The sequence below is a fragment of the Rhizobium freirei PRF 81 genome (assembly GCF_000359745.1).
In the GTDB taxonomy this organism is placed as follows: domain Bacteria; phylum Pseudomonadota; class Alphaproteobacteria; order Rhizobiales; family Rhizobiaceae; genus Rhizobium; species Rhizobium freirei.
Genome location: NZ_AQHN01000055.1, coordinates 373628 through 396912, shown reverse-complemented (window position 1 = coordinate 396912; position 23285 = coordinate 373628). Strand labels below are relative to the sequence as shown.

Here is a 23285-nt window from a genome sequence, read left to right as displayed (position 1 = left end):
CCTACCAATAATGGTCGCAACTATCTCTGGCTACCCAGCTACTAATTCTCGCACTATTGTATGGCCTTATTGCAACGGAAATTTGTTTTCAGCCTAAAGAATCACAAGGTCCTTCGAGGACAGAATATAGGCCCTTCCAAAGCCGCCGTTCAGGCTTGCATCAAGCGGAACCAGGCGAAAGAAGCAGAAATCCGGAAAGTCTATATAGAGCTTGGACTTGGGGTGACGCTCAAGAAAAAGCTTGCGAATGCGCGCATGGGCCTCGCCTTGCTGATCGACGCGTTCGGCGCTGCAGCGCACGGTCAGGCGGGGATGAGCGAGGGGATCGCCCTTGCCGGGATCGCCGAACAGCGCCGAAGCGCGCGGGTCTTTCACCAGGGCCTTCGTATGAGAGGAAAGGCCGGACACGAGAATGACGGGTACGCCGTCCGTATCCATGGCCGTCAGAACGCGGCTGACGGACGGAAAGCCGGTCTCGGGGTCGATGACGGCCAGAGCTGCATGCGAGGCCGTATGGACGAGGATGCGCGCCTGGTTGCGCGCATCCTCGTCCGTTTCCCGGATTATCGATGGTTTATCGCTCATTAACTGCTCCATGAATTGAGGAGCAGTCGCGAACGACTACTCCTTTCGCCGGTGGCTGGTGAGGCCAGCCACGACGTCTTGCGCAGAGATCGTTCCGATAATCGTGCCGTTGTCAACAACGCCGATATTGCCCGGCTGGCGGGTGAGGGCGTCGAGGATATCGACGAGCGGCGTGGCGGCGGTGGCCGTAGCCGTGACGGAACCGCCATTGGCCGAGTGCCCGACGCCCTGCTGCATGACATCGCGCGCCGTCAGCATGCTGATCGGGTTCATGTGCTGCACGAAATCGGCCACGTATTGATCGGCAGGGTTTTTGACGATCTCTTGTGGCGTCCCGCACTGGATGATGTGGCCGCTTTCCATGATGGCTATGCGGTTGCCGATGCGGAAGGCCTCGTCCAGATCGTGGCTGACGAAGAGGATCGTGCGCTTCAGGCGGCGCTGGAATTCGAGCAGCTCGTCCTGAAGCCGCGTACGGATCAATGGGTCGAGCGCGGAGAACGGCTCGTCCATCAGCAGGATCGGGGCGCCGGTCGCAAAGGCGCGCGCCAGGCCGACGCGCTGCTGCATGCCGCCCGAAAGCTCGTTAACCTTGCGATTGGCCCATTGCGTAAGGTTGACGAGTTCGAGCTGTTCGCCGACGCGTTTCTTGCGCTCGGCTTCCGGAACGCCGGCAAGCTCAAGGCCGAAGCCGACATTGTCGGCGACGGTGCGCCACGGCAGCAGCGCAAACTGCTGGAACACCATGGAGACCGTGTGCATACGCAGATCGCGCAGCGTTTTGGGATTGCAGGAATAAGGATTGACCGGGCCGTTCTTGGTATTGACGACGACCTCGCCGCGCACGACGGGGGCAAGGCCGTTGACGGCGCGCAGCAGCGTCGATTTGCCGGAGCCGGAGAGGCCCATCAGGACGAGGATTTCGCCTTCCTCGATCTCCAGCGAGGCGTTGGCGACACCAAGCACCATGCCTGTGGACTTGCCGATTTCGTCACGCGATTTGCCATTGTCGACGAGTTTCAGCGCTGCATCGGGGCGATCGCCGAAGATGATGCTGACATTGTTGAATGCGACAGCGGTGGTCATGAGCGATCTCCTTCGCCAGGGGCGCGGAACATACGGTCGAGAATGATCGCCAGGATGACGATGCAGGCACCAGAGTCGAAGCTCTTGGCAACGTTGACGCTATTGAGCGCGCGCAGAACCGGTACGCCGAGACCGGGAGCTCCGACGAGTGCGGCGATCGATACCATCGAGAGCGACAGCATGATGGTCTGCGTCAGGCCTGCCATGATCTGCGGCATGGCGAAAGGCAGTTCCACCTTGCGCAGTACCTGTCGTGGCGTGGCGCCGAATGATTCCGCTGCTTCCACCAGAGAGGGAGGCGTGGAGATGATGCCGAGACGGGTCATGCGGATCGGGGCCGGGATGGCGAAGACGACCGTGGCGACGAGGCCGGGCACCATGCCGAGGCCGAGCAGGATCATGGCCGGCACCAGGTAGACGAAGGTCGGAATGGTCTGCATCAGGTCAAGGATCGGCCGCATGAAAGCGAAGAGCCAGGGCCGACGGGCGGCAGCGATGCCGAGCGGCACGCCAACAAGCATGCTGACGAAGGTCGAGGCCAGCACCAGTGCCAATGTTTCCGTCGTTTCCTTCCAGTAGCCCTGGTTGATGGTGATGAGCAGGCCAATGAAGGTGAGGGCTGCGACACCCGCGCTGCGGCGCATCCAATAGGCTGCAGCGGTGAATGCGATGACGACGATCAAGGGATGCGGCGCCTGAAGCAGGAACAGCAATGCGTTGATCACATGCGCGACGACGAAGGAAAGGCCGTCGAAGAACCATGTGACGTTGGTCGTCAGCCAGTCCACGACAGCTTTGGCCCATGGCCCGATGGGGAGGCGGTAATCGGTTAACCAGTTCACGTCTTTGCCCACGATTGGGGGCGGCTGTTCCGATGATATCGTATGTTCCGGAAGGTGCCGCCGAAGAATAACGGTCTGTCACGCCACACGGACCGTTGTCCTGGGAATGGCGGGACGCGAAGGGAGCAGTCCGTCCACGGAAGAGAAAGGGGCGGTTTGGCCGCCCCTCAATCAACCGCTGTTATTACAGGCCAAGCTTGGACTTGACCGCCGCCAAGCCGTCTGTGCCATCCTTGGTGGTGACGCCGGCGAGCCAGGGGGTAACGGCTGCCGGATTGGCCTTCAGCCATTCCTTTGCGGCCACTTCCGGATCCTTGCCATCGTTCAGGATCTTGCCCATGATTTCGTTTTCCATCGGCAGCGAGAAGACGAGATTTTTGACGAGGGCGCCGACATTCGGGCACTGCTGCAGGTAGCCGGCCCGGACGTTGGTGTAGACGGTCGCGCCGCCGAAATTCGGTCCGAAGACGTCGTCGCCGCCGGACAGATAGGTCATCTTGTAGGTGGTGTTCATCGGGTGCGGCGCCCAGCCGAGGAAGATGATCGGCTTGCCTTCCTTGTCGGCGCGGGCGACCTGCGCGAGCATGCCCTGCTCGGAGGACTCGACCACTTCGAAGCCCTTCAGGCTGAAAGTGTTCTTGTCGACCATGTCGATGACCAGGCGGTTGCCGTCATTGCCCGGCTCGATGCCATAGATCTTGCCGTCGAGATCGCCCTTATGGGCGGCGATATCCTTGAAGTCCTTGATGCCGAGCGCGGCACCCTTTTCATTGGTGGCGAGCGTATACTTGGCGCCTTCGAGATTGGCGCGGACGGTTTCGACCGATTTGTCTTCCGCGAACGGCTTGATGTTCTCGGCCATGGAGGGCATCCAGTTGCCGAGGAAGACGTCGATGTCCTTGTTCTTAAGCGACTGATAGGTCACCGGCACAGCAAGCACCTTGACGTCGGTGTCGTAGCCGAGCGCCTTCAGGAGGACGGAGGCCGTTGCGGTAGTGGAGGTGATGTCGGTCCAACCCACATCGGCGAAATGTACGGTGCCACAGCTCGCCGCCTCGGCTGCGGAAGCAGCGGTGGCGCCCAGTGTCAGAGCTGAAAAAGCTGAAGCAAATGCGACTGCGGTAAGGGTCATTTTTATCATTGCGTGACTCCCAGTGTAACGTTCCCAAGCAACCACCAATAACTGACATTTTCAAGCGACCACAGTGTATTTGCGCCGGTTTGAGGGGGCTGATTGCGACGCCGTTATTTTTCTGCGCGAGCGTTACGGGGGCCTTGGACGCCCCTACGCGTGCTTCTTAATCCTGTGGTTTTCTCGGAGAATGTCTTTTCTTATCGTCGCGCAGAACCCATGAAGCGTTCAAGGAGAATGTCATGGCCAAGCTCTATTTCCACTATTCGACGATGAACGCCGGCAAGTCGACCATGTTGCTGCAGGCCGCCTATAATTATCAGGAGCGCGGCATGCGCACAGCCGCCTTGATTGCGGCCCTGGATGATCGTGCCGGCCGCGGGAAGATCGCCTCGCGCATCGGGCTGACGATGGATGCCATGCCGTTCGAGATCGGCGACGACCTCTATGCGTTGATCGATGGAATGCATGCAAGCGAGCCGCTGGCCTGCGTCTTCGTCGACGAGGCGCAGTTTCTGACGCGCGAGCAGGTGTGGCAGCTCGCCCATATCGTCGATCGCCTTGGCCTGCCTGTGATGGCCTATGGGCTGCGTACGGATTTTCATGGAAGGCTGTTCCCGGGATCGCAGGAATTGCTGACCATCGCGGACGAATTGCGCGAGGTACGCACGATCTGCCACTGCGGCCGCAAGGCGACCATGGTCGTGCGGTTGGATGCCACCGGGGAGGTCGTGCGCGAGGGCGCGCAGATCGAAATCGGCGGTAGCGACAAATATGTTTCGCTCTGCCGCCGTCATTGGGAGGAGGCGATATCGGGCGAGTAAGGTGAGGCCACGCGATGGGATGGAGGGCGTGATGAAATTGTTCTATCTGACATTGGCGGCGATCATACTCGCTTCCGGCTCCGTGGCCTTTGCGGATGGAGACGCAGCGGCCGGCGCTGCCGTTTTCAGGAAATGCGCCGCCTGCCACACGGCGACCGCGCACGAGAACCGCGTCGGGCCGTCGCTCATGGGCGTTGTCGGTCGTCCAGTCGCGAGCGTGCCGGACTATAACTATTCGCCGGCGATGAAGGCGTTCGGGGCTGACGGCAAGATCTGGGACGAAGCCTTGCTGCGCAAATATCTGCCGGCACCGCAGTCTCTGGTGAAGGGCATCAGGATGGCCTTCCCCGGTTTGAAGAGCGACAAGGACCTCGATGATCTGATCGCCTATTTGCGGAATCCAGCTGCTGCCCGATAAATGAGGCAGGGCATTTTCATGTCATGCGGAAGCGGCTAGTCTCGCGCCGAGAGGCAGGGGAGAGACGCTTTCATGGCCATACCTCATTCCTTCGACAGCGTGCTCGACAAGGCGCAGGTGACGCTCGACGACGCCATCGGCAGCACGAGCGCCGCAGTGGCGACGCTCGCCAGCCATGCCAGAGGCGAGGAGCGCATCGACACCGTCAATTTCCCGGTCGAGGAAACGCTGGTGCGTGAGACGGTCGAACTGCTGGACCGATGGAAATCCCTTGCCTTGTCGCTGGTAAAAGACCTGGATCGCGTGACGGCGGAGGCGGATCTGCAGCATCGACGGCGGTTTGACGAAAACGCCGGCTTTGAGGATGCAAGCCTGCTTCGCCGGAAGCTGGCCCGCGGCCCGATGAAGCCGGAGGCGATCATTGCCGATCTCGACGCCGCCTTGAGTGCCTCTGCAACGCTCGATCTCCTGTTCAAGCAGGCGCGGCCCGCATTGTCTCGATGCTTTCACGATTGCGAAATCCATCTGGAAGGGGCAATCAAGCGACGGCGCAAACTCGATTTCGAGATCGAGGAGGTGCAGCGCGATGCCGATGCGGTGATCACCAGGATCGCCAGCCTGCGCCGCAGCCTGCCTTTAGCGTCTCATCCCGATGCTCATCCGGAGTTGGGAGAGGACTACCGCGATCTGCTGGCCGAGCAGGATGAAATTCGCAAGCGGGAGAGGGGACTGCAGTCCGATCGAATGATGCGCCAGCGCCTTATCGATATTTATGAGGGGTTGGCGGGAGTCCTGAATGCGCAGATCGCCGCCGTCGGTGCCATGGCGGGCAAGCTCACGGTCGATATCGAGCAGCGCATCGCTTTATTGAAGGCACTGGCGCTGGAGGTCGATCCACCGTCACTGGTGGCGGTTCGACCGGCGGCGGTCGAAAGTCTGATCCAGGCGTTCGAGTCGAATGTGCTGGCCGGGCATGATCTGGCGGCACGCAAGGCGCATGTCGACTTCGTATTCGCCAGGCGGCTGGAACCACATCTGCTGTCCGCGCCTGCGGAGGTGGAAGAGACTTCCGACGACGTGCAACCGGAAGGATGAATGGCGCTTGGCGCCGAAAATTCCATGCGGGCTGTTGTTGTTTTCCTCAAGAACACATATTTGCTGAAAACGAATAGCAACGAAGCCCTATAGCACGGAAATCGAAAGGGATTTTCGAGAAGGCCGATGCGCAGGGTTTGGTGTGTGGCGTCCTTCGCATGATGCGGGATGCGCGGTGCGGTTTAGGAGACGTGTCCATGCTTGGTTCGATCACGGCACTCTGGAAGCGGATGACTGCCGCTATCGGACGATGGCTGGGGCTCGTCTTCGTCGGGATTGCCTGGCCTTTTCTGGCCGCGCACGGCTGGTATCGGCAGCGCAATTGGATGATCAAGCTGCCGATCGCCGCCTTCGTGGCCCTGCTCGCGATACTCTACATCTATTTCATCTGGCAGACGCAGGTCTGGTCCGGCTTCAATACGGCCTATCCCGATGTCTATAAATTCTCCGAGCGCAAATTCTCCGCCGGACAGGAGTTGCCGGCAACGAGCGGGCAGCAGGCTGCCGCCACCGCGCCGAAGGCCTGCCAGACTTCGGCGGTGGTCGATGTCGCGGCCGATTTGACCGATTTCAACGTGAATCAGAATGCCTGGGTCTCGTCGATGCTGCTTTACAAGCTCGGCTTGTTCGGGATGTCATGGGACGATACGCCTTTTCTCGATAACAAGGCCTCCTTCCAGCGGGGTGTGAACTCGGTGGTCCGTCGGACATCGGCGGAACTCGTCGACACGATTGGCCGCGTGCGCGGAACCTCCGGCATCAACAGCGATCTGCAGAAGGCGCGCGGCAACCTGCAGTTCGACGAGTCCAGCTGGTATTTCGGGATGCATCCCTTCGGGCCGAAGACGCCGTCGCCAAGCTACTATCGCGTGGCTATCGTCAATCTTCGTGCCTTCAATGCGGATTTGAGCACCTGCAAGACGATTTTCGACGGACGTGCCGACAGTCTGCTGCAGTTTGTCGACCATATCGCCGGTGACCTCGGCAGCACGGCCAATATCTTGGCCGACCGATCTCAAAATTACAGTTACGGATGGTTCGACACGCGTGCGGACGATCGCTTCTGGTTCGCTTACGGCCAGCTTTACGCCACTTACGGCATTTTGAGCGCGGCCGGCGCAGACTTTCAGCAGGTCATCGCCGAACGCAATGCCGGCGTGCTCTGGAGCGGCACCCTCGAGATGCTGCGGGCGGCGCTGCGGATCCAGCCATTCATCATCTCCAATGGCAGCGAAGACAGTTCCTTCATGCCGAGCCATCTTGCGACGATGGGCTTTCATGTCCTGCGGGTGCGGTCAAATCTCGTTGAAATCCGCACGGTTCTGGGTGGTCGCTAAGGGGGAAACTCCTGGCCGGTCGGCCTGATAAAGCACGATGAAACCGCGCCGCGAGCGGCCGGCGCTGCCGTGCGGGAGGAGGCGTGATGGCGGCTGGAAGGACTAGCTGATCAGCTTGAGCCGGATGGCTTTCGCGACGAGTTGCGTGCGATTGACGCAATCGAGCTTCTTGATCGCGTTCATCATATATGCGTTGACCGTGTGGTCGGAGAGGGAAAGGATCTGGCCGATTTCGACCGACGTCTTGCCCTGCGCCGTCCAGCGAACCACTTCGAGTTCACGAGCCGAAAGCGTATGCGGCGCCGAACCGTCGCTACGCTTCAGGCAATTATAGGAATCGAGCGCCTGCATCATGATCATGGTGAGCTCGTTGAGCTCGCTCTGGCTGAGTGTGCTGCGATTGCCCATGAACCAGAAAAGAAGACGCTGCCCGTCCGCTGAGTTGATCGGAATGATCACGTTCATCGGGCAATTATAATTGATCAGCAGAGCATGGAACTCGCGCGACAGATCGACGTCCGGGGCACTGTCTTTTTCCAGCAGATGCCAGGAGCGTGGCATCACGGAATCACGTGTGCGCAGCAATGTCTGGCAGCGCCGGACCAGTTGCTGACGATCGAATTCACGCACAAATTGAGCTGGTACGGATCCCGCGATCAGCAGCGCTGCCATCATTGAATCGTCGGGAACCGGGGCATTCATGACGGCCACATGGCTGAAGCCGAAGGCAGTCCCTGACCGTTCGAGCGCGAGGGTGAACGCTGTCTGTGTCCGAGCAGCAGCCAACTCGGCAGAAAGCAGCAATTGTCTCTCAGCAGCAATGATATAGGACATATGAGTAGAAGCGCCCACAGCGTGTTATCGTTATCAAATACCCGATCTACAAGTGAATGCTAGACGCAAAAATATCACAGAACCAGAAATAAATTCATTTTCATATATTTTAATATTGTAACTAATGAGGTTGTGCGCACTTCGCCAATGCGGCCATTGCGAGCGGAAATTTCGCTTCCGATACTTGCAAATACGACCCCAATATACAGTTGGCGGCATCAGAACGGGATCTGCCAAGAGAATGGCCATGATCTCAAACCACGTCGGAGGCGGCTTATCCGGAGGTTGTGGATCATCCCCGGTATGACGATGAACTTGAACCATCTCCTAGGCATGCTTAGGGTGGAGCGACTGTCTGTTTATATGGTGTGGTGAGTTGTGGCTGCAGCTAGGTCTTCATCGATCAAATTTACCGGCCGAGGCCTAGACTGCTGACAGCAGCCAAATCCGCCCAAAGCGTGCTATCAGCCTGTCTTTTCCTAAATAGCATGATGGTGTTGTGCCCTGCCTTGCGAAGGCCCAAAGCGGTTGATATCGGTCTTGCCAAAGCAATCGCTTCCAGGCGTCTATCTCATGAACTTTCGCTTCCTGCCGCAGCTTGCAATGCGGTTTTGTCAAACGGCACTGTGGCTTCTGACGGCTGCTTCGCTTCTGCTCCTGTCGCCTGCGGCTGTCGATGCGGCCGAGGTTGCCAGCGGCCAGCCCATGCGGTTTCTGCTCGTTCATGGGGATATGGGCCAATGCCGCGGTGATGATACGTGCCCCGATTGGATCTCGGCGGAAGGGCAGATCATGGCGGATTCGCCGAGAAAGCTGCAGAAGCTCCTGAAACAGCTCGGCGATCGAAAGCTGCCGATCGTCGTCAATTCGCCCGGCGGCGATGTGAAGGCCGCGACGGAGATGGCTTATGCGATCCGCAGGCAGAAGCTCTCCATTGCGGTTGGCCGCACCCGCTCGCGCCTATGCCCCTACGCCGAGCCTATTTGCCCGGCTGCGATCGCCAAGGATGGCTCGATCAAGGGAGAACCGTATTCTGCAGACGCGGTCTGTTTTTCCGCCTGTCCGCTGTTTTTCACCGGCGGTGTCCGGCGTGTCTACAGCCCATTCGCACTCATGGGCGTACATCAGATTACCACGACCTATAGCGAGGTGCGCGTTCAATATCGCACCGAATATGAAGTCGTGGACGGCAAGCGCAAGATCCTCTCCAAGAGGGAGATCGGGCGCAAATTCGTCGGCAAGTATGATACGACCAAACTCGACAAGGCGCAGAAGGCGCGGCTGGTCGGATTCCTGGGCAAGATGGGCATCGATAAATCGGTTGTCGACCTGATGCTGGGAACCGACCCCAACGGCATTCACCTTATTTCGCAGATGGATGCCCTCAAGCTGAAATTGACGACGGAACTTGCCGATGCCATTGAGCTGGTTTCGGCCCGCAACTGCGGGACCAACCAGTCGATCTCGGATTGTGTCGCGCCGCCGCCATCGCCGGCCGGCCGATCGGCCATGGTCGGTCAATAGCCGGGATTCCAGCCTCAGCTATCCTTGGCTTTTGCTTTCGCCATGATCTTTTCGAGGAATCCAAGCAGCAGCGCGGAGACGACGAAGGCGAGATGAATGATGGTGAACCACATCAGCTTGGCGTTGTCATACTGAGTGGCGTTGAGGAAGATTTGCAGCAGGTGGATCGAGGAGATGGCGACGATCGAGGAGGCGACCTTGATCTTGAGGCTGCCTGAATCGAGCTTTCCGAGGAACGATACCTGGTCTTCGCCTTCATCGAATCGGCTGACGAAATTTTCGTAGCCGGAAATCATCACCATGACGATCAGGCTCGCCACCAGGGCGGCGTCGATGAGGCCGAGAATGGCCAGGATCATATCGGCTTCGTCATAGACCAGCGCGTTGATCGCGACCTTGTAGAACTTATAGATAAATGAGGCGGCATAGACGGCGAGCGAAGCGGCAAGACCGAGATAGAAGATCACCAGAAGCCAGCGACTGGAGAGGATGATGCGCTCGACCAGCAATTCCAGGGACTTCATATGTTTTCCTTTGTTCTCGCTTTGAATTCGGATCCCGAAAATAGGTGTGCAGATGTCTCGCGGCAAGGCGGGCCGTTTCGCGGAAGACGCTGCGCCGCTCCTATTCACACCGGAAACATATTGGTTTATCCCGACATGCAAATGACCGTGTGTTGGGGGCAAGTTTGATGGCGACCGTCGCATCTGACATCGAAATCGCGCGTGCAGCGAATAAGCTGCCGATCATTGAGATTGGTGCCAAGCTCGGCATTCCGGCGGAAGATCTGGCGCCTTACGGTTATGACAAGGCAAAGATCGGTGCCGACTTCATTGCGGCGCAGGCCGAGAAGAAGGATGGCAAGCTCATTCTCGTTACGGCCATCAATCCGACACCGGCGGGTGAGGGCAAGACGACTACGACGGTCGGCCTCGGCGACGGTCTGAACCGAATCGGCAAGAAGACGGTGGTCTGCGTGCGCGAGGCCTCGCTTGGCCCCTGTTTCGGCGTGAAGGGTGGCGCGGCTGGCGGCGGCTATGCGCAGGTCGTGCCGATGGAAGACATCAACCTGCATTTCACCGGCGATTTTCATGCGGTCACCTCCGCCCACAATCTTCTCGCCGCGCTGATCGACAACCATATCTATTGGGGCAACGAGCAGAATATCGATATTCGCCGCATCACCTGGCGCCGCGCGATGGACATGAATGATCGTGCGCTGCGCGATATCGTTTCCTCGCTTGGTGGAGTTGCCAACGGTTTCCCCCGCGAAGGCGGCTTCGACATCACGGTGGCCTCCGAGGTCATGGCGATCCTCTGCCTGGCAGCCGACCTCAAGGATCTGGAAAAGCGGCTTGGCAACATCATCGTCGGTTATCGCCGCGACCGGACGCCCGTCTATGCCCGCGACCTGAAGGCAGATGGCGCCATGGCCGTGCTCCTGAAGGATGCCATGCAGCCGAACCTCGTGCAGACGCTGGAGAACAATCCGGCGCTGGTGCATGGCGGCCCCTTCGCCAATATCGCCCATGGCTGCAATTCGGTGATCGCGACGCGCACGGCGCTCAAGCTTGCCGATTACGTCGTGACGGAAGCCGGCTTCGGCGCCGATCTCGGTGCGGAGAAATTCTTCGACATCAAATGCCGCAAAGCCGGCCTCTCTCCCGATGCGGCCGTCATCGTCGCGACCGTGCGGGCGCTGAAGATGAATGGCGGCATCAAGAAGGAGGATCTCGGCAAGGAGAATGTCGAGGCACTCGTCAAGGGTTGCGCCAATCTCGGCCGGCATGTCGCCAATGTCCGCAAGTTCGGCGTGCCCGTCGTCGTTGCCATCAATCACTTCGTTTCGGATACGGAAGCGGAGATCGAGGCGCTGAAGAATTATGTGGCGCGCCTTGGTGCCGATGCGATCCTCTGCCGTCACTGGGCCGAGGGTTCGGCCGGCATCGTCGATCTTGCGCTCAAGGTGGTGGAACTTGCCGAATCCGGTCAGGCGAATTTCCACCCGCTCTATCCGGACAATCTTCCGCTGCTGGAGAAGATTGAGATCGTCGCCTCTAAGATCTACCATGCCGGCGAGGTTACTGCGGACAAAGCCGTGCGGGATCAGTTGCGGTCGTGGGAAGACCAGGGCTATGGCCACCTGCCGGTCTGCATGGCGAAGACGCAATATTCCTTCTCGACGGATCCAAACGTTCGCGGCGCACCGGAAGGGCATATCGTGCCGGTTCGTGAGGTGCGGCTGTCGGCCGGTGCCGGTTTCGTCGTCGCCATCACCGGCGAGATCATGACCATGCCCGGCCTGCCGAAAGCACCGGCTGCCGAGAGGATTTTCCTCAATGATCAGGGCTACATCGAAGGACTGTTTTAAGTTCAGAATCTGGTTCAATTCTTCGGGCCGCCTGCCGGCTTGGAAGTCGCTGGCGGGAAGAATTGTCGTTATGCGGGGCGTTGATGCGTCTGTGCCGTTGACGTGGCAAAAATCGCTAGCAAGATCGGTAACGGGCGCCGACAATATCGCACTTGACGATGGAGGCATCCCGTGACCGCAGGTAGCCGTGCCAGTCTGGATGAAGTACGCGCCCATTATGCGAAGATGATGGCGGCCGCCAGCAACTCGACGGATGGGAGGCTGGAGCGGGCCTTCAACATGGTCAAGCGTGAAGCGTTCATGGGGCCGGGGCCGTGGCAGATCGTGGTCAACAGGCGCTGTATCGAAACGCCGGGTGACGATCCCGCCTTTCTCTATCAGAATGTGCTCGTTGCGCTGGATAGAACAAGGGGGATCAACAATGGCGAGCCCTTTCTCCATGCTGCCTTCATTGGTGCTGTCGCTCCGAGGCCTGGCGAGACGGCCATTCATGTCGGAACGGGAACAGGCTATTACACTGCTCTTCTGTCGACGCTCGTGGCGCCGGGCGGCCATGTTCACGCTATTGAAATCGACAGGGCATTGGCGAAGCGGACACGCGAGAATCTCGCTTCATTCGAGGGCATTTCCGTCATTCACGGCGATGCAACCTCGTTGGAGTTGCCGGATGCCGACCTGATCTACGTGAGCGCCGGCGTGGTCGTGCCGCCGATGTCGTGGCTGCAGGCGTTGCGGCCCGGAGGCCGGATCATCATGCCGTGGCAAGCCAATGACAGGATCGGCCTTGCCGTTCGCATCACCCGCACGAAATGGGGGTATGATGCTCGGGCACTGATGCCCGCTTATTTCATTCCTTGCGTCGGCGCATCGGATCCAGCTGAATGCAGCAAGGTCCCAACCGTTGCAGGCGCCTGGTCCATCCGATCGGTCTGGCTGACGCGTGATCGCGCGCCCGATGACACAGCGGTCGCGATCTATAGGGATATGTGGTTTTCAGATGCCTTCGCCTAATGGCAATATCGGAAGCCGCCATTCCTTTCGAGCACATCCAGATGGAAATGCGTTTCGTGGGCGGCGTCGCTCTCCGGGTCTAAAACGGTCGTAAAATAGAGGCAGGCCGAAGCGCTTGCCGCGCGCTGGAATGCGCCCGTCAGGGTCGGATCTTCGCGCCTGGGTTCGATGCCGATGGTTTTGCCGTTTTCGAAAGTGAAGCTGGCGATATCGATGGCATTGCCGCGGGCATGTTCGGAAATCTTGCCGGCAGAGGCATTGTTACGCAGGCGGCAGATATAGGTCGATGCTTGATTGATCGTGACGATCTTGCCGTTCTCCAGTACGGCAGCGGAGGGGATGACGCTTGTCTTCATCCATTGAGCGAGCGCCAGCGCGGTTTCGCAACGCATCTTGCCCTCGGGTTTGAGTTCTATGCCTGACAGCGGCGAGGCGAGGGCGATGGGCTTGTCGATGCCGCAGCCATTGCCATCGTCAATGCGTGGGATTTCCTTGAGGGTCGCGCCCATGGCGGTCAGCTCCGTCATGCAGGCCATGTGCTCTTCGTCCGGTTCCGAGGCGATCGTCAGGGGCGGGCGAGGCGGACCCTGCATTTTGCCAGTAGCCGACTGATCTTCTGGGATCGCCAGCTCCTCCGAAGACACTGCCGGCTTTGTCATGGGGATCGGCGGGGTCTCGGCCGGTTGCTCCTGTTTACTGTCCGGTCTTTGTTCCGGTATCGGGCCGGTTTGCGGAAGGGCAGCGGCCATAAGCATAAGGAGCGTAGAGCTTAGTGAAACGATTCTAAACAGCATCAAGTAAATCAGCCAATTCTAATGATGATGCCGATAGAACGCCTGACGTGGTCGTTTCGTTGCAATTCAGCAACTTTCTCGGTTTGGCTTTAAACATGATAATTTTATTCATGATTATTTGCGCCGAATATATTGACAATAATACTCATGTTTTCTATGCGGCAGAAAGAAGGCGGAATATTTCCGTCCTGTTAACAAAACCTACCCAGCCAGCCCCTTGTCTGCTTCCGATGCAGCAACCAGCCAGCCCGGTGAAGCAATTCGAAAGGAATGGTTATGGTTGTCCGGCGCTACCGCTCGACCCTCTTGGCATGCACTGCGTTTTTCGCCCTTGCGCTGGCGACGACATCTTTTGCGCAAACAACAACCCAGAACGACGCGGCAACGGGCGAGACTGCCAAGGGCGATCGTGTGACCAATCTGAAGCCGATCGTCGTCAAGGGTAAGGCCAAGGCGACGCAGGATGTGCTCGCCGACTCTCCGACCGCGAGCGAGACGACGGCAAAGGAAATCGACGACAAGCAGATCACGCGTGTCGAGGATCTCGGTCGGAGCACCGAGGTCGGCGTTGGCTTCAATCGCACCACGGGTGGCGTCAACATTCGCGGTCTTGGCGACGATCGTGTCCTGACGACGGTCGACGGCATCGAAATCCCCTATCTGCTCGACGCCTCCCGCGATGCCAAAGGCGGTATCAACAGCTTCGATTTCAACGCGCTTTCCAGTGTCGACATCGTACGTGGTGCCGATTCCAGCCGCGGCGGTTCGAGGGCTCTCGGCGGCGCCTTCGTGCTGCGCACGCTGGAGCCCGAGGATCTGATCGCGCCCGGTTCTAACTGGGGCGGCGTCTTCAAGTTCGGCTATAATGGCGATGACCGGAGCATCGGCGGGTCGGCGGCGATTGCCAAGCGCATCGACAATACTGCCGTTCTTTTCGAGGGTGGCTATACGCGTGGTCACGAGCTTGAGAACAACGGCGATATCGGCGGCTATTCGACCAAGCGCACGGAGGCGGATCCGGCCGACTACAATCAGAAGAGCGGCCTCTTCAAAATCCGCCAATATACCGATATCGGCACATTCGGCATCACGGCGGAGCATTACAACAAAGACAAGACGATCGATGCGATGCATCTGCAGAGCCCGACCGGCAACTTCCGGCCCGGCAACTACGATCAGACCGACAACGTAGAGCGCAATCGCATCTCGCTCGATTACAAGTATGAAGCAGAGAGCGCCGATTCTCTCCTCGAGACCGCCAATGCCGTTTTCTATTGGCAGAATCTCCTGCGTGAAAACGGTGTCAAAGGCTACCGTTACACCTCCGTTATCGGCGACTATTGGCGCCGCAACGAAATGGAGAACCGCAGCATCGGCTTTAGCGGCAACGCGTCGAAGTCGTTCGACACCGGCAGCCTGCATCACAAGGTCACCTTCGGTCTCGATACGTCTTTCGGCAAGGTGCATCAGTATTCGGCCGGCAAGGATAGTTGCGCCAATCCGCGCTGGGCCTTCTCTTGCTCGTTCCTGCATACCAACCAGTCCGACATGCCCGATGTGGACAGCAAGCGCGTCGGCGCTTTCATCGACGACAAGATCGAATTCGGCTCCAGCGGCTTCTCGCTGACGCCGGGCCTGCGCTTCGACTGGTATGACTACTCGCCGAAGAACACGGCCGCCTTCCGCGACAGCGCCAACTATCAGGGCCTGCCTGCCGGCCAGTCGGACAGCCGCATCTCGCCGAAGCTGCGCGCTTCGTATCAGCCGCAAGACAATATCGAGCTTTACGCGCAGTGGGCCATGGCTTTCCGAGCGCCCAACGTCAGCGAACTCTATGTGAACTACGGCGTGCCCGGCGGCTATGTCAGCTACGGCAACCCCAACCTGAAGCCCGAAACCAGCAACGGCATCGAAATCGGCACCAATCTCGGCGACGACGATTTCGGCGGCCATGTCGGCGTCTTCTACAATAAGTACAGGAACTTCATCGACACGTCGCGGTCGAACGATCCGACCGGCACCTATCCGCTTGGCATTACCGAATACTTCAATCGTGCCAATGTCCGCATGTACGGTGTCGAGATGAACGCGCACAAGACGTTCGACAACGGCATGCACATCAAGGGCGCTCTTGCCTATGTCAACGGCAAGGACTCCGACACCGGCCAATGGATCGACTCCGTTGCTCCGGCAAAGGCGGCCTTCACGGTCGGCTACGCCACCGAAGTCTGGGGAACGGACCTGACCTTCGTCACCGCGACCAGCGAGCCGAAAAAGACGGGCGATACCTTGCGCGCGCCCGGCTACGGCATCTTCGATCTGACGGGCTGGTGGGAGCCGGAGCCGGTGAAGGGGCTCACCATCCGCGGCGGTATCTACAACATCTTCAACAAAACCTACTACGACTCGCTCAATTCTCCATCTTACAGCGGCACGCAAACCCAGCCCGCGGCCTACTATTCCGAGCCCGGCCGGACCTTCAAGCTGACGCTGACCCAGCGGTTCTAAGCGGTTTCATCGGCGCAGCAAGCTTAGGGGCGATGCTTCGGCGTCGCCTCTTCTTGCTCTTTTTAGGGTGGTGTCGGACGGCTTGTGCAATTGCAAATCGTATCCTCCGGTGTTATGGGAGATGCGCAGTCTTTAAGCCTATTGAGAGAAAAGAGAGGAGGACCGTGTGACAAAGATAGTCTGGCATATTCGCCAGTTCGGTCCGAATCGTGCCCTGCAGATGCGTTTGCAGGGCTGATCAGAGGCTGTCACTCACTCACTTCTTCTGGTCTGCCCTTTTGGGAGACGCAGGCTCACGCTTTTGCGCGGCCGCGTCATGACATGTTTTCGAGCATTGGCCGGCATATGGCCAACCGCATCTGCAGCGCGGCAAGAGGAGCCGGCGGCGATGTCTAAGGAATGCTCGAGCAAGACCGGAAAAGACCATGGCTCTGATCAACCTCCGCAATCTCGGCGTCACCATGAGTGCGCCTTTGTTTTCCAATCTCAACTTCACCGTCGATGCCGGTGATCGCGTCGGCATCGTGGCCGCGAACGGACGCGGAAAAACCACGCTGCTCAACTGCCTAGCGGGCAGGCAGGAGCCGACGACCGGCGATATTACCCGCGCCCGCGGTCTCCGCGTCGGTTACGTCGAGCAGAATGTGCCGGCGAACCTGCTGGAAGTTTCCTTCTACGATGCCGTTCTCTGCGCGCTGCCGAAGGAGCAGATCGCGAGCGAAAGCTGGCGCGTCGATGTCACGCTCGATTCATTGGCAGTGCCGGCGGCGATGCGGGAGAGGGCGCTTGCCCAGCTCAGCGGCGGCTGGCAGCGGCTTGCCATGCTTGCCCGCGTATGGGTGACGGAGCCCGACGTGCTGCTACTGGACGAGCCGACGAACCACCTCGATCTCGCCAAGATCGCGCTGCTGGAGGATTGGCTGAATGCATTGCCGCGTGACGTGCCCGTGATCATCGCCAGCCACGACCGCGCCTTCCTCGATGCCGTTTGCAACCGGACGCTTTTCCTGCGTCAGGAGCAGCCGCAGAGCTATGCGCTGCCCTATAGCCGGGCGCGGATGGCGCTGGATGAGGTCGATGCCTCGGACGAGCGTCGTTACCAGAAGGAGATGAAGACGGCGCAGCAGCTGCGCAAGCAGGCGGCCAAGCTCTATAATCTGGGCGTCAATTCCGGCAGCGATCTGCTGACCGTCAAGACGAAGCAGTTGAAGGCGCGGGCCGAGAAGCTAGAGGACAGCGCGAGGCCGGGCTACCGCGAACGCTCTTCCGGCTCGATCAAGCTCGCCAATCGCGGCATCCAGGCCAAGGTACTTCTGACGCTGGAGGATGCCGCCGTGACGACGCCAGACGGTACGCTTTTGCTCAAGACCGGCCAGCAGTGGATTTGCCAGGGCGATCGCATCGTGCTGCTTGGGCGGAATGGCGCCGGCAAGACACGCTTCGTGGAGATGATCCGCAGGGCCATCGCCGATCCGTCTGGCGGTGGAGCGATCAAGCCGACGCCGTCGCTTGTGCTCGGCTATAGCGACCAGGCGCTCTCCAATCTCGGCCAGAACGACACGCCGCTTGGGATGATCACGCGCCTGTTCGAGCTCGGCGAGCAGCGTGCCCGCACCGTGCTTGCCGGCGTCGGAATCGGCATCGAGATGCAGGGGAAGGAGATCGGCCGTCTGTCCGGCGGGCAGAAGGCGCGGCTTGCCATGCTGGTGCTGCGGCTCACCAATCCCAACTTCTATCTCTTGGACGAGCCGACCAACCATCTGGATATCGACGGCCAGGAGGCGCTGGAGGAAGAGTTGACGGAAGGCGAGGCAAGCTGCCTGCTCGTTTCCCATGACCGCAGTTTCGTGCGCTCGGTCGGCAATCGCTTCTGGCTCATCGACCGGAAGCGGCTGGTCGAAGTGGATGGTCCGGAGGAGTTCTTCGAAGCGGCCAGAACGCAAGACTAGGATAAGGAATGGGCAGCGACGCAAAATCGTTTCTGCCCGTTGTCGAGATTGCGGCTTGCGCATCGCAGCATCTCACGCTAACAATTCCCGCCATGAACATGTCCTTGAACAACACTGCAGTTTGGTGGTGGGCGCGCTGAGGCGGCCTCGACCAATCGTGTTCAAAGACGACGAGTGAGCCGCCCGAGATTTCGAGGCGGCTTTTTTGTTATATTGGCCGCCTGTCATCCGGGCCTGACAACGGAGTGAGGAACAATGGTAACGATCCTTCGGGATGATGGTGCGGAAATCTATGAGACGAAGGGCGGCATTACCGTCACCCGGCAGCGCCGGCCGACGCCTTATGCGGATGCCGTATCGTCCTATATCGACAAGCTCGACGAGCGCCGCGGCGCGGTCTTCTCCTCCAACTACGAATATCCTGGCCGCTACACACGTTGGGATACCGCCATCGTCGACCCGCCGCTCGGTCTTTCCTGCAATGGACGCGATGTGTGGATCGAAGCTTATAACGAGCGCGGTGAAGTTATCCTCGGCTTAATCGCGGAGAAGCTGAAGACGGTTTCCGAAGTCGTTCTCGGCGCTTCGACGCCGCGCCGGCTTGATCTCACGGTGAAGACGCCGGACCGCGTCTTCACCGAGGAAGAGCGCTCTAAGATGCCGACGGTGTTCACCGTGCTGCGTGCGGTGACCGAACTGTTCTATTCCCAAGCTGATTCCAGCATCGGCTTCTATGGCGCCTTCGGCTACGATCTGGCCTTCCAGTTCGACGCCATCAACCTGAAGCTTGAGCGCCCGAACGATCAGCGCGACATGGTACTCTACTTGCCGGACGAGATTCTGGTGGTCGACAACTATTCCGCCAAGGCCTGGATCGACCGCTACGACTTCGCCAAGGACGGCCAATCGACGGAAGGCAAGTCCGGCGAGATCGCGCCCAAGCCGTTCCGCCATACCGACGCCATTCCGCCGAAGAGCGACCATCGCCCGGGTGAGTATGCCGAGCTGGTCGTCAAGGCGAAGGAGAGCTTCCGCAAGGGCGATCTTTTCGAAGTCGTGCCCGGCCAGAAGTTCATGGAGCGCTGCGACAGCAAACCATCAGACATTTCCAAGCGCCTGAAGGCGATCAATCCGTCGCCCTATTCCTTCTTCATCAATCTCGGCAATCAGGAATATCTGGTCGGTGCATCGCCCGAGATGTTCGTGCGCGTTTCCGGCCGCCGCATCGAGACCTGCCCGATCTCGGGCACCATCAAGCGCGGCGACGATCCGATTGCCGACAGCGAGCAGATCCTGAAGCTCCTGAATTCCAAGAAGGACGAATCCGAGCTGACCATGTGCTCCGACGTCGACCGCAACGACAAGAGCCGCGTCTGCGAACCGGGTTCGGTGAAGGTCATCGGCCGCCGCCAGATCGAGATGTATTCGCGGCTCATCCACACGGTCGACCATATCGAAGGCCGCCTGCGCGATGATATGGATGCTTTCGACGGCTTCCTCAGCCACGCCTGGGCCGTTACCGTCACCGGCGCGCCGAAGCTCTGGGCGATGCGTTTCATCGAAAACCACGAGAAAAGCCCGCGCGCCTGGTATGGAGGCGCGATCGGCATGGTCGGCTTCAATGGCGACATGAACACCGGTCTCACGCTGCGCACCGTTCGCATCAAGGACGGCATTGCCGAGGTGCGGGCCGGCGCGACGTTGCTCAACGATTCGATCCCCGAGGAAGAAGAAGCCGAAACTGAACTGAAGGCCTCCGCCATGCTTTCCGCTATCCGTGATGCCAAGACCGGCAATTCCGGCAAACAGCAACGTGACGTCGCTTCCGTCGGCAAGGGCGTGAAGATCCTGCTCGTCGACCATGAAGACAGCTTCGTCCATACGCTGGCCAATTATTTCCGCCAGACGGGCGCGACGGTCTCGACCGTGCGTACGCCGGTGCCGGAAGAAGTCTTCGACCGGCTCGATCCGGATCTCGTCGTGCTGTCGCCGGGTCCCGGCAATCCGAAGGATTTCGATTGCAAGGCGACGATCAAGAAGGCGAGGGCGCGAAACCTGCCGATCTTCGGCGTCTGCCTGGGTCTACAGGCGCTTGCCGAAGCCTATGGCGGTGAGCTGCGTCATCTGGCGATCCCGATGCATGGCAAGCCTTCGCGCATCCGTGTGCTGGAGCCGGGCCTGGTTTTCTCCGGCCTCGGGCGCGAGGTGACGGTCGGCCGCTATCACTCGATCTTTGCCGATCCGTCGAGCTTGCCGCGCGACTTCATGATCACGGCCGAGAGCGAAGACGGCACGATCATGGGTATCGAGCATGTGAAGGAGCCGATCGCGGCCGTGCAGTTCCACCCGGAATCGATCATGACGCTCGGCGGCGATGCCGGCATGCGGATGATCGAGAATGTCGTGGCGCACCTGGCGCGACGGGTGAAGACGAAGGCTGCCTGACGCGAGAGCTTATAGTCCCAAAGTTTCGATACCCCCATGTACTCGGAAAGAGTGCGTGGGGGCGCTTTTGCCTTGAAAGAGCCAACAAGCCACGGAAGACATTCAATGTCGGCGGGGCCTTTGTTCGGTGATTTCAAGGATACTCAAGGGCGGTTTCTTCGCCATGCTTACCGTCTTGACGGTGGTCGGCATCGGCATCGTCGTACCGCGGCCGCTCTGGCATGACGAGCCGGTTGGAAAAGCCGAGCGCTCACAGCAAATCCTCATGCTCAGCAATCCCATCCACACGGATATTGCCATTCCCGTCGATGGCGACCTCCTGAGCCGTTTCGCATTCCTGCGGACCGCCGGGCTCGATCTCGACAACCCAAACCTGCGCTATTTCGTTTTCGGCTGGGGTGGCCGCAGCTTCTATATCGAGACGAAGACATGGGCCGATTTGAAGGCGGATCCTGTCCTGAAGAGCTTCACGCTGGACCGCTCCGTCATCCATGCAGAGCTGGCGGGTGATACTCCGCTGGATGCTCCAGCCGTCACCGTGATTAGCATCGACGCCGAGGGATTGGAGCGGCTCAAGCAATTCATTCTCGCCAGCTTTGATCGCTCCGACAGTGGCCCGATATCCTTGCCTGGCAGCAATTACGGACCAAGCGATGCGTTCTTCGAAGCACGGGGCTATTTCAACGCGCTGATGGGATGCAATACCTGGACGGCTGCCGGGCTGAGGCAGGCGGGATTGACCTCAGGCCTCTGGACGTCGCTGCCTTGGATGTTGCGAATGTCCTTGCGTCTGCATAATGAGGATGGGCGCTTTGCGGCAAGCCATACCTTGCCTTGAGGTGGTTTGACTTGCTTCCGGTTGTATCCTAATCTTTGCGTCGTTCCTGTGGGGCACATCGGCATCGGGCCGAAAGGGCTAGGCCTGCCCGCTGATATCATTCAGCAGGAGTCTGCCTATGCCAACCCTCGATACCTACCGTAAACAAGCGAAGCTCTTGATGCGCTGGCACCGTGAGCGTGACTATTCCATTGGCGGAAGAGTGCGAACGCTCGATCGTTTCAAGGAGCTGACGGATCGCGAGATCCTGGCGATGAAGTTCCCTCTCTCATTGGCGCAGGAGATCGTTGCGGTCGAGGTCGGGCACAAGAGCTGGGCCGAGTTGAAGGTTGTGGCGGCTGATGCGCCGAAGATGCCGCCCGCATCAGCGGAGCCGCCGGTTTTCAAGAGCATCATTCCTATCCTTTTCGTGCGGGATGTGACTGCGAGTGCGGCCTTCTTCAGGGAGAAGCTGGGTTTCTCAGAGGATTTCCTGCATGGATCGCCGCCGTTCTATGGAGCGGTGTCGCGCGATGGTATCTGGATTCACCTGCGGCTCGTCTATGTGCCCTATTTTGCCGCCGCTGCGGCGAAGGAAAAATCGCTCATCCTCGCCTCTATCGAGGTCTCGAATGTCCAGGGGTTGTTCGAGGAGTTCAAGCAGAGGGATGTTGAGTTCGCACAGCCGCTGATGAAGCAGGCCTGGGGTGGCACTGATTTTCACGTGCGCGATCCGGATGGCAACGTGATCTCGTTTGTTACGTTCAGGTCGTAACACTTTGATCTATCGAGGGTTGCCGCAAAGCGGCCACCCTTACATATCCTCGCAATCCTGCCAGCCTTCCTCGAAGACAAGCTTGTCGAGCGGCAGGCGATCGCGCCATCCCTTCACGGCGAGCTCCGGCATGTCGTAGAGCTCGTCGACATAGCCGACACAGAGCCAAGCAACGATCTTCACGTGCTCGGGTATGCCAAGGATCGCCTTGATGGCATCCTCGTGGAAGATGCTGACCCAGCCGACGCCGACGCCTTCGGCCCGTGCGGCAAGCCAGAGATTTTGGACGGCGCAGACGGTCGAGTAGACATCGGTATCCGGATTATGGGTACGACCGAGCACGACCGGACCGCCGCGTTTGGTGTCGCAGGTGATGCAGATGCTGAGCGGCGCCTTGCGGATGCCTTCCAGCTTCAGCCGCTGATATTGCGCGCGGCGATCACCCTCGAACATCCGGCAGGCTTCTTCGTTGGCCTGATGAAATGCTTGCCACACGCGTTCGCGCGTCTCGCCCTGGCGGATGAGAACGAAGTTCCACGGCTGCATGAAGCCGACGGATGGGGCGGAGTGGGCCGCCTCGAGCAGGCGCCTGACGAGGTCATCGGGCAGGGGATCGGGCCGGAACTGGTCGCGAACGTCGCGTCGCGTTTCGATGGCGCGGTACACGGCATTGCGTTCTTCTTCGGTAAAGGCGCCGGCTGCAACCAGATGATCCGCGGTGTTGGCAGGGGCATTGGCCAGCGAAGCTGCAGAGGTGCCGGCGGGATTTTCAAAGATAGGCATGTTCAACCATGGTTTCGTAGATAGTGATGGTTCGTCGGTCGATGCTGTCCATCCTCGCATATCGGGCTGAAGCACAGCTTAGCGTCGGATCGCAAACGGCATTTACAGTGCGGCTTTTCTTGGGCCAACGTATAACAGCTGCCCAATCGCCTTGA

Annotated in this window: 20 protein-coding genes; 12 read left to right on the top strand and 8 right to left on the bottom strand. The window is 59.4% G+C overall.

Annotated features, from left to right (window positions below; translation table 11 throughout):
* Positions 1 to 93: 93 nt before the first annotated feature.
* From RHSP_RS11555 to RHSP_RS11540, 4 genes are all read right to left on the bottom strand, one after another.
* Positions 94 to 585, bottom strand: coding sequence for a HugZ family pyridoxamine 5'-phosphate oxidase (locus tag RHSP_RS11555; protein WP_004116662.1), 492 nt, complete (start codon positions 583 to 585; stop codon positions 94 to 96).
* Between the two features lie 36 nt (positions 586 to 621).
* Positions 622 to 1671 carry a choline ABC transporter ATP-binding protein gene (gene choV, locus RHSP_RS11550; protein WP_004116660.1) on the bottom strand — a complete coding sequence of 350 codons (1050 nt, stop codon included), beginning with the start codon at positions 1669 to 1671 and terminating at the stop codon, positions 622 to 624.
* The gene (gene choW, locus RHSP_RS11545) at positions 1668 to 2513 is read right to left on the bottom strand and encodes a choline ABC transporter permease subunit (protein ID WP_240535411.1); all 846 of its coding nucleotides are present in this window, start codon (positions 2511 to 2513) and stop codon (positions 1668 to 1670) included. Before choW ends, choV begins: the two co-directional genes overlap by 4 nt.
* 184 nt (positions 2514 to 2697) lie before the next feature.
* Entirely contained in the window at positions 2698 to 3654 is a 957-nt protein-coding gene (locus tag RHSP_RS11540; RefSeq protein WP_037151275.1) for a choline ABC transporter substrate-binding protein, read from the bottom strand.
* A 233-nt stretch (positions 3655 to 3887) separates the two neighbouring features.
* On the opposite strand from RHSP_RS11540, the gene RHSP_RS11535 reads away from it, so the two are divergent.
* The 4 genes from RHSP_RS11535 to RHSP_RS11520 all read left to right on the top strand — a co-directional run bounded on the left by RHSP_RS11535 (position 3888) and on the right by RHSP_RS11520 (position 7319).
* Positions 3888 to 4469, top strand: coding sequence for a thymidine kinase (locus RHSP_RS11535; RefSeq protein WP_004116652.1), 582 nt, complete (start codon positions 3888 to 3890; stop codon positions 4467 to 4469).
* 31 nt (positions 4470 to 4500) lie between these two features.
* Positions 4501 to 4887, top strand: a complete 387-nt coding sequence (locus tag RHSP_RS11530; protein ID WP_004116649.1) for a c-type cytochrome — start codon at positions 4501 to 4503, stop codon at positions 4885 to 4887.
* A 99-nt stretch (positions 4888 to 4986) separates the two neighbouring features.
* The gene (locus RHSP_RS11525; protein WP_240535410.1) at positions 4987 to 5982 is read left to right on the top strand and encodes a CCDC113/CCDC96 family coiled-coil domain-containing protein; all 996 of its coding nucleotides are present in this window, start codon (positions 4987 to 4989) and stop codon (positions 5980 to 5982) included.
* Between the two features lie 197 nt (positions 5983 to 6179).
* The gene (locus RHSP_RS11520; protein WP_004116643.1) at positions 6180 to 7319 is read left to right on the top strand and encodes a DUF2333 family protein; all 1140 of its coding nucleotides are present in this window, start codon (positions 6180 to 6182) and stop codon (positions 7317 to 7319) included.
* Between the two features lie 102 nt (positions 7320 to 7421).
* Here RHSP_RS11520 and RHSP_RS11515 read toward each other — a convergent pair whose 3' ends face one another.
* Positions 7422 to 8153 (bottom strand): helix-turn-helix transcriptional regulator, encoded by a 732-nt coding sequence (locus RHSP_RS11515; protein ID WP_037151272.1) that lies wholly within the window; start codon positions 8151 to 8153, stop codon positions 7422 to 7424.
* Between the two features lie 573 nt (positions 8154 to 8726).
* Between RHSP_RS11515 and RHSP_RS11510 the strand changes: the two genes are divergently transcribed.
* On the top strand, positions 8727 to 9677 hold the full coding sequence (locus RHSP_RS11510) for a COG3904 family protein (RefSeq protein WP_004116637.1): 951 nt from the start codon (positions 8727 to 8729) through the stop codon (positions 9675 to 9677).
* A gap of 14 nt (positions 9678 to 9691) precedes the next feature.
* Here RHSP_RS11510 and RHSP_RS11505 read toward each other — a convergent pair whose 3' ends face one another.
* Positions 9692 to 10201 carry a TIGR00645 family protein gene (locus RHSP_RS11505; RefSeq protein ID WP_004116634.1) on the bottom strand — a complete coding sequence of 170 codons (510 nt, stop codon included), beginning with the start codon at positions 10199 to 10201 and terminating at the stop codon, positions 9692 to 9694.
* Positions 10202 to 10368: 167 nt separating this feature from the next.
* Between RHSP_RS11505 and RHSP_RS11500 the strand changes: the two genes are divergently transcribed.
* Positions 10369 to 12048 (top strand): formate--tetrahydrofolate ligase, encoded by a 1680-nt coding sequence (locus RHSP_RS11500; protein ID WP_004116632.1) that lies wholly within the window; start codon positions 10369 to 10371, stop codon positions 12046 to 12048.
* A gap of 171 nt (positions 12049 to 12219) precedes the next feature.
* On the top strand, positions 12220 to 13059 hold the full coding sequence (locus RHSP_RS11495; protein ID WP_037151269.1) for a protein-L-isoaspartate O-methyltransferase family protein: 840 nt from the start codon (positions 12220 to 12222) through the stop codon (positions 13057 to 13059).
* On the opposite strand, the gene RHSP_RS11490 is transcribed toward RHSP_RS11495, so the two are convergent.
* A complete protein-coding gene (locus tag RHSP_RS11490; protein WP_004116630.1) occupies positions 13056 to 13853 on the bottom strand; it encodes an extensin-like domain-containing protein in 798 nt (265 codons plus the stop codon). The genes RHSP_RS11495 and RHSP_RS11490 overlap by 4 nt on opposite strands.
* 276 nt (positions 13854 to 14129) lie before the next feature.
* On the opposite strand from RHSP_RS11490, the gene RHSP_RS11485 reads away from it, so the two are divergent.
* From RHSP_RS11485 to RHSP_RS11465, 5 genes are all read left to right on the top strand, one after another.
* Positions 14130 to 16361, top strand: coding sequence for a TonB-dependent hemoglobin/transferrin/lactoferrin family receptor (locus tag RHSP_RS11485; protein WP_037151266.1), 2232 nt, complete (start codon positions 14130 to 14132; stop codon positions 16359 to 16361).
* Between the two features lie 425 nt (positions 16362 to 16786).
* The gene (locus tag RHSP_RS11480; protein ID WP_004116625.1) at positions 16787 to 18310 is read left to right on the top strand and encodes an ABC-F family ATP-binding cassette domain-containing protein; all 1524 of its coding nucleotides are present in this window, start codon (positions 16787 to 16789) and stop codon (positions 18308 to 18310) included.
* Between the two features lie 255 nt (positions 18311 to 18565).
* A complete protein-coding gene (locus RHSP_RS11475; protein ID WP_004116622.1) occupies positions 18566 to 20755 on the top strand; it encodes an anthranilate synthase in 2190 nt (729 codons plus the stop codon).
* Positions 20756 to 20918: 163 nt separating this feature from the next.
* Entirely contained in the window at positions 20919 to 21593 is a 675-nt protein-coding gene (locus RHSP_RS11470; RefSeq protein ID WP_004116618.1) for a TIGR02117 family protein, read from the top strand.
* Between the two features lie 118 nt (positions 21594 to 21711).
* Positions 21712 to 22347, top strand: coding sequence for a glyoxalase superfamily protein (locus tag RHSP_RS11465; RefSeq protein WP_004116615.1), 636 nt, complete (start codon positions 21712 to 21714; stop codon positions 22345 to 22347).
* Positions 22348 to 22386: 39 nt separating this feature from the next.
* Here RHSP_RS11465 and bluB read toward each other — a convergent pair whose 3' ends face one another.
* Complete coding sequence (gene bluB / locus RHSP_RS11460; RefSeq protein ID WP_004116612.1) at positions 22387 to 23130, bottom strand: 5,6-dimethylbenzimidazole synthase; 744 nt, start codon at positions 23128 to 23130, stop codon at positions 22387 to 22389.
* Positions 23131 to 23285: the final 155 nt, after the last annotated feature.

Bases quoted from the DNA above. Each gene is read 5' to 3' on its own strand.
- RHSP_RS11490 (WP_004116630.1), bottom strand. From the start codon at position 13,853: ATGCTGTTTAGAATCGTTTCACTAAGCTCTACGCTCCTTATGCTTATG.
- RHSP_RS11485 (WP_037151266.1), top strand. From the start codon at position 14,130: ATGGTTGTCCGGCGCTACCGCTCGACCCTCTTGGCATGCACTGCGTTT.
- RHSP_RS11470 (WP_004116618.1), top strand. From the start codon at position 20,919: ATGCTTACCGTCTTGACGGTGGTCGGCATCGGCATCGTCGTACCGCGG.
- RHSP_RS11530 (WP_004116649.1), top strand. From the start codon at position 4,501: ATGAAATTGTTCTATCTGACATTGGCGGCGATCATACTCGCTTCCGGC.
- RHSP_RS11480 (WP_004116625.1), top strand. From the start codon at position 16,787: ATGGCTCTGATCAACCTCCGCAATCTCGGCGTCACCATGAGTGCGCCT.
- RHSP_RS11465 (WP_004116615.1), top strand. From the start codon at position 21,712: ATGCCAACCCTCGATACCTACCGTAAACAAGCGAAGCTCTTGATGCGC.
- RHSP_RS11540 (WP_037151275.1), bottom strand. From the start codon at position 3,654: ATGATAAAAATGACCCTTACCGCAGTCGCATTTGCTTCAGCTTTTTCA.
- RHSP_RS11515 (WP_037151272.1), bottom strand. From the start codon at position 8,153: ATGTCCTATATCATTGCTGCTGAGAGACAATTGCTGCTTTCTGCCGAG.
- choV (WP_004116660.1), bottom strand. From the start codon at position 1,671: ATGACCACCGCTGTCGCATTCAACAATGTCAGCATCATCTTCGGCGAT.
- RHSP_RS11510 (WP_004116637.1), top strand. From the start codon at position 8,727: ATGAACTTTCGCTTCCTGCCGCAGCTTGCAATGCGGTTTTGTCAAACG.
- RHSP_RS11535 (WP_004116652.1), top strand. From the start codon at position 3,888: ATGGCCAAGCTCTATTTCCACTATTCGACGATGAACGCCGGCAAGTCG.
- RHSP_RS11475 (WP_004116622.1), top strand. From the start codon at position 18,566: ATGGTAACGATCCTTCGGGATGATGGTGCGGAAATCTATGAGACGAAG.
- bluB (WP_004116612.1), bottom strand. From the start codon at position 23,130: ATGCCTATCTTTGAAAATCCCGCCGGCACCTCTGCAGCTTCGCTGGCC.
- RHSP_RS11505 (WP_004116634.1), bottom strand. From the start codon at position 10,201: ATGAAGTCCCTGGAATTGCTGGTCGAGCGCATCATCCTCTCCAGTCGC.
- RHSP_RS11555 (WP_004116662.1), bottom strand. From the start codon at position 585: ATGAGCGATAAACCATCGATAATCCGGGAAACGGACGAGGATGCGCGC.
- RHSP_RS11500 (WP_004116632.1), top strand. From the start codon at position 10,369: ATGGCGACCGTCGCATCTGACATCGAAATCGCGCGTGCAGCGAATAAG.
- RHSP_RS11520 (WP_004116643.1), top strand. From the start codon at position 6,180: ATGCTTGGTTCGATCACGGCACTCTGGAAGCGGATGACTGCCGCTATC.